This is a genomic window from Stenotrophomonas sp. P5_A8 (assembly GCF_056400545.1).
This window is the reverse complement of sequence record NZ_JBFULB010000132.1, coordinates 1-10,459: the sequence shown is the minus strand read 5'-3', so window position 1 is coordinate 10,459 and position 10,459 is coordinate 1. Positions and strand designations below refer to the sequence as shown.

General features: G+C 66.8%; 7 protein-coding genes and 1 pseudogene. 7 read left to right on the top strand and 1 reads right to left on the bottom strand.

The genetic code is table 11. The features are described from left to right. The first annotated feature begins 42 nt into the window (after nt 1–42). From AC1DQP_RS11115 to AC1DQP_RS11085, 7 genes are all read left to right on the top strand, one after another. Nucleotides 43–801 (top strand): SapC family protein, encoded by a 759-nt coding sequence (locus tag AC1DQP_RS11115; protein ID WP_478051600.1) that lies wholly within the window; start codon nt 43–45, stop codon nt 799–801. Nucleotides 802–822: 21 nt separating this feature from the next. Further along, nucleotides 823–1,824 (top strand): cupin-like domain-containing protein, encoded by a 1,002-nt coding sequence (locus tag AC1DQP_RS11110; RefSeq protein WP_478051599.1) that lies wholly within the window; start codon nt 823–825, stop codon nt 1,822–1,824. Nucleotides 1,825–1,837: 13 nt separating this feature from the next. Next, the gene (locus AC1DQP_RS11105; protein ID WP_457319002.1) at nt 1,838–3,367 is read left to right on the top strand and encodes a tryptophan halogenase family protein; all 1,530 of its coding nucleotides are present in this window, start codon (nt 1,838–1,840) and stop codon (nt 3,365–3,367) included. Between the two features lie 64 nt (nt 3,368–3,431). Continuing rightward, nucleotides 3,432–4,925, top strand: coding sequence for a xylulokinase (gene xylB, locus AC1DQP_RS11100; RefSeq protein ID WP_478051598.1), 1,494 nt, complete (start codon nt 3,432–3,434; stop codon nt 4,923–4,925). A gap of 44 nt (nt 4,926–4,969) precedes the next feature. Next, complete coding sequence (gene xylA / locus AC1DQP_RS11095) at nt 4,970–6,304, top strand: xylose isomerase (RefSeq protein WP_256774338.1); 1,335 nt, start codon at nt 4,970–4,972, stop codon at nt 6,302–6,304. A gap of 47 nt (nt 6,305–6,351) precedes the next feature. Continuing rightward, on the top strand, nt 6,352–7,761 hold the full coding sequence (locus tag AC1DQP_RS11090) for a sugar porter family MFS transporter (RefSeq protein WP_256774337.1): 1,410 nt from the start codon (nt 6,352–6,354) through the stop codon (nt 7,759–7,761). Next, nucleotides 7,758–10,322, top strand: a complete 2,565-nt coding sequence (locus AC1DQP_RS11085; protein ID WP_457318998.1) for a glycoside hydrolase family 3 N-terminal domain-containing protein — start codon at nt 7,758–7,760, stop codon at nt 10,320–10,322. The genes AC1DQP_RS11090 and AC1DQP_RS11085 overlap by 4 nt, the downstream gene beginning before the upstream one ends. Nucleotides 10,323–10,339: 17 nt before the next feature. Here AC1DQP_RS11085 and AC1DQP_RS11080 read toward each other — a convergent pair. Next, a pseudogene (locus AC1DQP_RS11080) lies at nt 10,340–10,459 on the bottom strand (LacI family transcriptional regulator); the annotation flags it as partial.

The window sequence follows — 10,459 nt, the reverse complement described above, 5'->3', positions numbered from 1 at the left end:
GCGGCACCCGTTCAAAGGTCCTGATGGGGTTGGAAGAACACCATGCCGCGTTACGAAATGCTCAACAACATCGCCCACCGCGATCTGCGCGTGGCCACCGACTTCGGACCCGAGTTTGGTGACGCCGTCGGCATGGTGCCGGCCTATCCGAGCGAGTTCGCCGAACTGCAGCGGGAATATCCCATCTTCCTTCGCAGGGACGTCGCCACCGGCGAGTGGCAATCGGTGGCACTGCTCGGGTTCGAGCAGCACGAAAATCTGTTCCTGCAGGAAGGTCGCTGGAATGCCGCCTATCTGCCCGGGGCAGCGGCCAAGGGGCCGTTCCTCATCGGCTTCCAGGAGAGCCGGATCGATGGCGCACCCAGCCAGGAAGCGGTGCTGCACGTAGACCTGGACCATCCGCGCGTGAAGGCGATGCAGGGTGAGCCGGTGTTCCTGCCGCAAGGCGGCAACACGCCCTACCTGGACCACATCGCAGGCGTGCTGCGTGGCATCCACGACGGCCATGCCTTTGGCGCAGCGATGTTTGCCCGACTCGATGCACACCAACTGATTCAACCCATCACGCTCGACGTGCAGATCGAACCGCAGCATCGGGTCAGCGTCAACGGCCTGCACGCGATCGACCGGGACCGCCTGGCCCTGCTGGACGGTCCCGCGCTCGCCGAACTCAACCGTGCCGGCTATCTGGAAGGTGCTTACCTGATGCTGGCCTCGCTGCACAACATGCGACGCCTGATCGCCGAGAAGCAACGGCGCCTGCGCATCGCCGATGTCGCCACTGCGGCCGGCAGGAACTGACGGGTGCTGGACGGCGTTGCCATGCGGACACTGGAGGACGTGGAGCCCACGGCACTGCCGTTGGCGTCACTGGTGTCCGCCGGGGAACCGGTGGTACTGCGCGGCATCGCACGCGACTGGCCGCTGGTACAGGCCGGGCTGCGCTCCGCGCAGGAGGCGCTGGGCTATCTGCGCCGCTTCGAGGCGGGCGTGCCTGTCCCGTATTCGTTCGGCGGGCCCGAGATCGAAGGGCGTCCGTTCTACAACGACGATTTCACCCGCTTGAACATTGAGGTTCGGCGCGGCCTGCTGACCCAGGTGCTGGCCGAGATTGAAGACACGCTCGAGGCACCACGGCCACCTACTTACTATGTCGCTTCGCTGCTGATTGATCGGGCGCTCCCCGGCTTTGCGCAGGCCAACGATGCCGGCCTGGCCGGGCAGGGCATCGAGGCGTCGGCGAGCATCTGGATCGGCAACCGGGTGACGGCCTCCTGCCATTTCGACACCCCGGACAACCTGGCGTGCTGCGCCGTGGGCCGGCGCCGGTTCACGCTTTTTCCGCCGGAGCAGATCGACAATCTGTATCCGGGGCCGCTGGAGCCTACGCCAGGCGGGCAGGTGGTGAGCGTAGTGGATTTCGACCGCCCGGATTTCGCGCGCCACCCGCGCTTCCGTGATGCACTGGCAAGCGCGCAGACCGCCGTGCTGGAACCGGGCGATGCGATCTTCATTCCGAGCATGTGGTGGCACCACGTGCGCGGCCTGGCGCCTTTCAACGTGTTGGTGAATTACTGGTGGCGAAGTTCACCGGCCTTCCTTCCCTCGCCGCTGCCGGCCCTCCACCACGCGATGTGGGCCGTGCGCGATCTGCCGGCGCGCGAAAAGCAGGCCTGGGCAAAGATCTTCGAGTACTACGTATTCGGTCCGGGTGCGCGTGCAGGACAGCACCTGCCCGACGCTGCCCGGGGCGACCTGGCACCGTTCGACGAGACGCAGGCGCGCCGCATGCGCGCCCAGCTGCTGGCTCGACTCAACCGCTGATGAGGGCACCGCATTGAACGTGGCGAACACAACCGAAGGGCGTATCCGCAAGGTCGTCATCGCCGGTGGCGGCACCGCAGGCTGGCTGGCCGGCTGTGCGCTGGCGCACCAGTTCCGCGACCAATTGGACATCACCCTGGTGGAGTCCGAGCAGATCGGCACGGTGGGTGTCGGCGAGTCGACCGTGCCGCCCATCCGTGCGTTCCACCGCTTTCTGCAGATCGACGAGCAGGAGTTCCTGCGCGCCGTTGCCGGCACGTTCAAGCTCTCGATCTCGTTTGAGAACTGGCGTCGACCCGGCGATCGTTTCATCCATCCGTTCGGCACGATCGGGCAGGGAACCCTGGCCACGCCGTTCCACCACTTCTGGCTGGACAGCCTGCGCCGCGGCATGCCGTCGGAACTGGGTGACTTCTGCCTGGAAAGCGTCGCCTCGCGCGGCGACCAGTTCTCGCTGGATACCCAACCCCGGCTCAACTACGCCTATCACTTCGATGCCGGGCTGTATGCCAAATTTCTGCGACGCAAGGCCGAAGGGCACGGCCTGCGACGGGTGGAAGGCAAGATCCGCGAGGTCAAACAACACGCCCATGACGGCTCCGTCGCGTCACTGGTGCTGGAGGATGGGCAGGTCATCGAGGGCGACCTGTTCATCGACTGCACGGGATTCCGCGGCCTGTTGACCGAGCAGACCCTGCAGACCGGTTATGAGGACTGGCACGAATGGTTGCCCAGCGATCGCGCTGTTGCGGTGCAGACCGAGTCCATCGCGCCGCCGGTGCCCTACACCCGTGCGATCGCGCACGAAGCCGGGTGGCGATGGCATATCGCGCTCCAGCACCGGGTCGGCTGCGGGCTGGTGTTCTCCAGCCGGCACATGTCCGATGACGAGGCGCAGGCCAAGCTGCTGCGTGACGTCGATGGCCCGCCGCTGCGGGATCCGTGGCTGGTTCCGTTCCGCAGCGGACGTCGCCTTAAGGCGTGGAACAAGAACGTGGTGGCGCTCGGGCTCGCCAGTGGCTTCATCGAGCCGTTGGAGTCGACCAGCATCCACCTGACCATCAGTGCCGTGGTGCGGCTGATCCAGCTGTTCCCGTTCGACGGCGTCAGCCCGACGCTGATGGCGCTGTACAACGATGTCAGCCGGCAGGAGATGGAGCATGTGCGCGACTTCATCATCCTGCACTACCACGCCAACCAGCGCGACGAGCCGATGTGGAAAGCCTGCCGTGAGATGGCGCTGCCCGAGTCGCTCGCGATGCGGCTGCGCGCCTGGCGCGAACGTGCCCATGCCTGGCAGGACCCCGGTGAGCTGTTCCGTGTGGAGTCCTGGACCAGCGTGTTGATGGGGCAGGGGATTGCGCCGGGTCCTGCGCACCCGCTTGCACGTGCCATCGACGATGCGGATCTGCGCACGCTGTTGGCGCGGATCCGGCAACCGGTGCAGCACGCCGTCGCGACGATGTCCTCGCAGGCCGCGTTCATCGATCGCTACTGCAAGGCTGCGCAGGACGTATGGCCACGGGCCTCAGCCCTGGCATAGCAGAACAGCATGCTGCTGCCTGGAAATGGTAGCGCTACCTTCATGTGGGGACGGAGTGGGAAACATGGAACTGGTTGCCGGAATAGATGCAGGTACGCAAAGTCTCAAGGTCGTGGTGTACGACCCTGCCGGGCGCCGTCTGGTTGCCAGCACCAGCGCGCCCCTGGACCTGGCGTCCGCCGCCGACGGCAGCCGTGAACAGCAGCCGGCCGAGTGGGTGGCAGCACTTCATAGCTGCTTCGCTGCGATTGATCCCAAGGTCCGATCCCGTATCGCCGCGCTGGCGGTCTCGGGCCAACAGCACGGCTTTGTACCCGTCGATGCAGCCGGGGAGGTCCTGGCGCCGGCCAAGCTGTGGTGCGACACCAGTACCTCGGCCGAGTGCGTGCAGATCATGGACGCACTCGGCGGCACGGCGCGCACCATCGCACTGGCCGGCAACCCTGTCCTTACCGGCTATACCGCCTCCAAACTGCCGTGGACCAAGACGCATCGTCCCGAGGTCTACGCGCGGCTTGCCACCATTCTGCTGCCGCACGATTACCTCAATTTCGTGTTGACCGGCCAACGCTTCTGCGAATACGGCGATGCGTCGGGGACGGGCTGGCTGGACGTGCGAACCCGCACCTGGTCGACCGAACTGCTGCGCGCGACCGATTCGCAACGCGACCTCGCCGCCTGCCTGCCGCGCATTGCCGCGCCCGAGGAGGTGTTCGACATCGACCCGACCACGGCGGCGGCCCTGGGGCTGCCCGCGACGGTGAAGGTCGCCGTTGGCGGGGGCGACAACATGATGGCGGCCATCGGCACCGGTTGCGTCGTGCCCGGCCGCCTGGCGATGAGCCTGGGTACCTCGGGCACCCTGTTCGCCTATTCGGACACGCCCGTGGTGGACCCGGAGGGGGCGTGGGCTGCGTTCTGCTCGTCCACCGGCGGCTGGCTGCCGCTGATCTGCACGATGAACTGCACCGTGGTGACCGAACAGGTCGCCGACGCCTTCGGCTTCAGCACCCGCTTTGGCGATGGGCACCTGCGGGCCACGCCGCCCGGCGCCGACGGGCTGGTGATGCTGCCGTTCCTCAATGGCGAACGCACGCCGGACCTGCCCCTGGGCAAGGGGGTGCTGGCGGGCCTGGACACGACCAACATGACCCCGGCGCACTTCTACCGCGCGGCCATGGAAGGGGCCACGTACAGCCTGAAGTACGGCTACGACGCCTTTGTGCGCGCGGGCATGCAGTTCGACCGCATCGTGCTGACCGGTGGCGGCAGCAACAGCGCGCAGTGGCGGCAACTGGTGGCCGATGTGTTCGGCCTGCCGGTGGACGTGCCGATCCAGTCCGAAGGCGCGGCGTTCGGTGCAGCACTGCAGGCCCTGTGGGCGCTGGGTCACGCGCGCGGCGACGCGACCTCCATCGCCGAGCTGACCGACCGGCACGTTGCCGTCGATCCGCTGCAGTCCGCACAGCCGGACCCGACGCGTACGCACGCCTACGCCACGGCCTATGCACGTTTCCTGCGACATCTCGACGCCCTCATGCCGCTGTATCGCGGCTGATCCCCTTTTTCGCGACACCTCGCACAACGGAAGGAACACGCACCATGAGCAATCAGCCCTTCATCGGCGCCAAGACGTACTTCCCCGGCATCGGCCGCATCCCCTTCGAAGGCCGGGGCTCGGACAACCCGCTCGCGTTCAAGGTGTATGACGCCAAGAAAGTCATCGGTGGCAAGACGATGCAGGAACATCTGCGTTTCGCGGCCTGCTACTGGCACACCTTCTGCAACGCCGGGCATGACCCCTTCGGTCCGGGCACGCGTCATTTTCCCTGGGAGGTCGGCTCGCCCATGGCGACTGCCGAGGCGAAGGTGGATGCGGCGTTCGAATTCTTCACCAAGCTGGGCGTGCCGTACTGGTGCTTCCACGATATCGACCTGGCGCCGGATGCCGACGATGTCGGCGTGTACGAAAAGAACCTGAAGCACATGGTGGGCCTGGCCAAGGCCCGCCAGGACGAGACCGGCGTGAAGCTGCTGTGGGGCACGGCCAACCTGTTCTCGCACCCGCGCTACATGAATGGTGCGTCGACCAATCCGGATTTCGCCGTGGTGGCGCGTGCGGCGGTGCAGGTGAAGGCGGCGCTGGAGGCGACGGTGGAACTGGGGGGCGAACACTACGTGTTCTGGGGTGGCCGCGAAGGTTATGCCTCGCTGGTGAACACGCAGATGAAGCGCGAGGTCGACCACCTCGCGCGGTTCCTCGGCATGGCGCGGGACTACGGCCGCAGCATCGGCCTGAAGGGAAACTTCCTGATCGAGCCCAAGCCGATGGAGCCGATGAAGCACCAGTACGACTTCGACAGCGCCACCGTCGTCGGCTTCCTCAAGGAGCATGGCCTGGACAAGGATTTCAAGCTCAATATCGAGGCGAACCACGCCACGCTCTCCGGCCATACGTTCGAACACGACCTGCAGGTTGCCTCGGACCACGGTTTGCTGGGCAGCATCGACGCCAACCGCGGCAACGCGCAGAACGGCTGGGACACGGACCAGTTCCCGACCGACCTGTACGACACGGTGGGCGCGATGCTGGTGGTGCTTCGGCAGGGTGGGCTGGAAGGTGGCTTGAACTTCGACGCCAAGTTGCGTCGCGAATCCACCGATCTCGAGGATCTGTTCATCGCCCACATCGGTGGCATGGATGCGTTCGCGCGAGGGCTGGAAGTGGCCCACGCACTGCTGAACGACTCGCCCTTGGAACAGTGGCGAAACGCGCGCTACGCCAGCTTCGACAACGGTCCCGGCAAGCAATTCGCGGGAGGCGCGCTCAGCCTCACGGATCTGGCCGCATTGGGCGCCAAGGGCGGGGAACCCAGCCAGATCAGCGGCAAGCAGGAGCGCTACGAGAACCTGCTCAACCAGTACCTGCTGCGCTGAGCGTGACCGCTCGCAGCGATGACACCCAACCGGGGAGGGGCAGGGCAATGAACCAGGCAATGAGCGGCGGGGAGAACACCCGACTGATTGTGTTGATCAGCGTGGTGGCGACGATTGGCGGATTCCTGTTCGGGTTTGACAGCGGCGTCATCAACGGCACCCAGGACGGCCTGCACCAGGCGTTCAGGTCCGGCGAGTGGATGCAGGGGTTCGAGATCGCCTCGATGCTGTTGGGCTGCGCCATCGGTGCCTTCAGCGCCGGCCGGCTGGCCGACAGCCTGGGACGGCGCAACGTGCTGATCGTGTCGGCGGTGTTGTTCCTGCTGTCGGCGATCGGCGCGGGCGCGGCGTCCTCTTCGGTCATGTTCATCCTCGCGCGGGTGATGGGGGGCTTTGCCGTGGGGGCGGCCAGCGTGATCTCGCCGGCGTACATCGCCGAAGTTGCGCCGGCGCGTTACCGGGGCCGTCTTGCCACGGTCCAGCAGATCGCCATCATCAGCGGCCTCACCGTCGCGTTCCTGTCCAACTATCTATTGGCGGCCACCGCCGGTGCCTCGACCGAGGCGCTGTGGTGGGGGCACGCGGCGTGGCGGTGGATGTTCTGGATGCAGGCGGTGCCCTCGCTGTTGTTCCTGGCGCTGTTGCTGACCATTCCCGAAAGCCCGCGCTACCTGGTGGTGAAGCGCCGCAAGGACGAGGCGCTGCACGTGCTTACGCGGCTGTTCGGTGGGGCGGAGGCGCAGGCCAAGCTTGCCGAGATCGACGCCTCGCTGTCGACCGACCACCATCGCCCGCGGCTGTCGGATCTGCGCAACAAGGTGACCGGCCGGATCCGCCCGATTGTCTGGGTCGGCGTCGGCCTGGCCATCTTCCAGCAGCTGGTCGGCATCAACGTGGTGTTCTATTACGGCGCCGTGCTCTGGCAGGCGGTCGGCTTCTCCGAAAACGACGCACTGCTGATCAACGTGCTGTCCGGTGCGCTGAGCATCGGCGCCTGCGTGGTGACCGTGCTGCTCATCGACCGCATCGGGCGCAAGCCGCTGCTATGGGTCGGCTCGGCCGGCATGGCAGTGTCATTGGCGCTGTTGGTGGTGGCATTCGCCAGCGGCTCGCTGGTGGACGCCCGCCTGCAGCTGCCCGGGCACATGGGCACGCTGGCGCTGGTGGCGGCCAATGCCTACGTGGTGTTCTTCAACGTCTCCTGGGGCCCGGTGATGTGGGTGATGCTGGGTGAGATGTTCCCCAACCAGATCCGTGGCTCGGCGCTGGCCGTGGCCGGTGCGGCGCAATGGACCGCGAACTTCGCCGTCACGGTGACGTTCCCCATTCTGCTGGCCGCCATCGGGCTGGCGGCGACGTACAGCATCTACCTGGTGGCGGCCATCATCTCGGTCGTCTTCGTGCTCAAGTATGTGCACGAAACCAAGGGCAAGGAACTGGAGCAGATGGAAGGATGAACACGATGACCAATCCACGCCTTACCCGCACCCACCGTGGCGTGCTGCTGGCCGCGCTGATGCTGGCCCTGGTTGCCTGCGGGAACGAAGACAAGCCCGTTGCCGCCGCGCCGGCCGACCCGGAGCCGTGGCCGCAGGTCGCCTGGCCGCTGGCCGAGGACGCCGCGCTGGAGAAGCGCATCACCGACCTGATGGCCACACTGACGGTAGAGGAGAAGGTGGGCCAGCTGGTGCAGGGAGATATCGCCAGCATCACGCCCGATGACCTCCGCAAATACCGGCTCGGCTCGATCCTGGCCGGCGGCAACTCCGACCCCGGCGGCCGCTACGATGCCGCGCCTGCCCAATGGTTGGCGCTGGCCGATGCGTTCTACGAGGCGTCGATGGATACCTCGCAGGGCGGCAAGGCCATTCCGGTGCTCTTCGGCATCGATGCCGTGCACGGGCAGAGCAACATCATCGGCGCAACCCTGTTCCCGCACAACATCGGCCTGGGCGCCGCGCGGAACCCGGAACTGCTGCGGCGGATCGGTGAAATCACCGCGCTGGAAACCCGGGCGACCGGCATGGAGTGGGCCTTCGCGCCAACCGTGGCGGTACCGCAGGATGACCGCTGGGGGCGCACCTACGAGGGGTATTCCGAATCGCCCGAGGTGGTGGCCAGCTATGCCGGCGCGATGGTCGAGGGCCTGCAGGGCAAGGTGGGCTCGCCTGCGTTCCTTGACGGTCGGCATGTGATCGCCTCGGTGAAGCATTTCCTCGGTGACGGCGGCACTGCCGATGGGAAGGACCAGGGCGACACCCGGATCAGCGAGGCCGAGCTGGTGCGCATCCACGCCGCCGGGTATCCGCCGGCCATCGCGGCCGGCGCGCAGACCGTGATGGCGTCCTTCAACAGCGTCAACGGCGAGAAAATGCACGGCAACAAGCCGTACCTGACCGATGCGTTGAAGGGCCGGATGCATTTCGGTGGTTTCGTGGTGGGCGACTGGAACGGCCACGGGCAGGTCAAGGGCTGCACCACCACCGATTGCCCGGCCACCATCAACGCGGGCCTGGACATGGCCATGGCGTCGGACAGCTGGAAGGGCTTCTATGAGACCACGCTGGCCGCGGTGATGAAAGGCACCATCCCCCAGCAGCGCCTGGACGATGCGGTGCGCCGGATCCTGCGGGTCAAGCTGCGGCTGGGGTTGTTCGAGGCGGGCAAGCCGTCGTCGCGTGCGGTCGGTGGGCAGTTCGCGCTCGTCGGTGCACCCGCGCATCGAGACGTTGCACGCCAGGCGGTGCGCGAGTCGCTGGTGCTGCTGAAAAACCAGGGCGGTGTGCTGCCGCTGTCGCCGAGGCAACACATCCTGGTTGCCGGTGACGGGGCCAACGATGTCGGCAAGCAGGCCGGCGGCTGGACACTGAACTGGCAGGGCACCGGCACCACCCGAAAGGATTTTCCGAACGCGGACACCATCTTCGAAGGCATTGCGCAGCAGGCGAAGGCCGCCGGCGGCCACGCCGAGCTTGCAGTGGACGGGACGTACGCGACCAAGCCGGATGTCGCCGTGGTGGTGTTTGGGGAAAATCCCTATGCGGAGTTCCAGGGCGATCTGCCGACACTGGCCTACAAGCCGGGAGACGATGCCGACCTTGCCCTGATCAAGCGACTGAAAGCTGACGGCATTCCGGTGGTCGCGGTGTTCCTGAGCGGGCGCCCGTTGTGGGTCAACCGGGAGATCAATGCCGCCGATGCGTTCGTGGCCGCGTGGCTGCCCGGGTCGGAAGGCGCCGGCATTGCCGACGTGCTGCTGCGTGGGCCGGACGGCCGCGTGCAGCACGACTTCAAGGGCAAGCTCAGTTTCAGTTGGCCGCGCACGGCAACGCAGTACGCCAACAACGTCGGGCAGAAGGACTACAACCCGTTGTTCGCCTTCGGCTTCGGCCTGACCTACACCGACAACGGCGATCTGGCCGCGCTGCCGGAGGTCTCCGGCGTCACCGGCAACGAAGGGGCGGTGGGTGTGTTCTTCGCGCGCGGCGATGCCGGGTCCGGCATGGCCCTGCGGCTGGAGGGCAGCACGGGGCAGGGCGTGACCGTCACCAAGGTGCCGGAATCCCTCGAGGGTGGCCTGCTGAATGTCACCGGCGTGGATCACCTTGCACAGGAAGACGGTCGCCGGCTGGCGTGGACGGGCAAGGGGGAAGCGGTGGCCGCGCTGCAGTCGCACACGGCGCTGGACCTGCAGCGCGAGAGCAACGGTGACCTGATGCTGTTGACCACGCTGCGGGTTGAGACTGCACCCCAGGGCGAGGCATGGTTGGCGGTGGGCTGCGGCACGGGTTGCTCGGCACGCGTTGCGCTGGGGCCGACGCTGGCAAAACTGCCTGTGGGCCAGTGGACGCGCGTGGGCGTGCCCTTGAAGTGCCTGGCGGCGGCTGGCGCGGATGTCGGCAAGCTGGACCGCCCCTGGTCCATCGGGACGGCGGGCGCGATGACGCTCTCGGTGTCACGCGTCGCCCTCGGCGCGTTGAACGAAGCGGAGGCCACCGTCGCATGCCCGGGCGCGTGACGATGCGTCGTGCGCCCTCAGCGCCTGGGCGGGCGCGCGACCGAGTCGCGCACCACCAGCCGGTGTGGCACGACGTGGTCGGTCAACACGCGGGTCTGGTCGCGCTTGCGGCGGATGGTGCGCAGCAGGATATCGAT

What these genes read in the sequence shown, in the direction of transcription:
- AC1DQP_RS11115 (WP_478051600.1), top strand. Translation starts at nt 43, where the DNA reads ATGCCGCGTTACGAAATGCTCAACAACATCGCCCACCGCGATCTGCGC.
- AC1DQP_RS11110 (WP_478051599.1), top strand. Translation starts at nt 823, where the DNA reads ATGCGGACACTGGAGGACGTGGAGCCCACGGCACTGCCGTTGGCGTCA.
- xylB (WP_478051598.1), top strand. Translation starts at nt 3,432, where the DNA reads ATGGAACTGGTTGCCGGAATAGATGCAGGTACGCAAAGTCTCAAGGTC.
- xylA (WP_256774338.1), top strand. Translation starts at nt 4,970, where the DNA reads ATGAGCAATCAGCCCTTCATCGGCGCCAAGACGTACTTCCCCGGCATC.
- AC1DQP_RS11090 (WP_256774337.1), top strand. Translation starts at nt 6,352, where the DNA reads ATGAACCAGGCAATGAGCGGCGGGGAGAACACCCGACTGATTGTGTTG.
- AC1DQP_RS11085 (WP_457318998.1), top strand. Translation starts at nt 7,758, where the DNA reads ATGAACACGATGACCAATCCACGCCTTACCCGCACCCACCGTGGCGTG.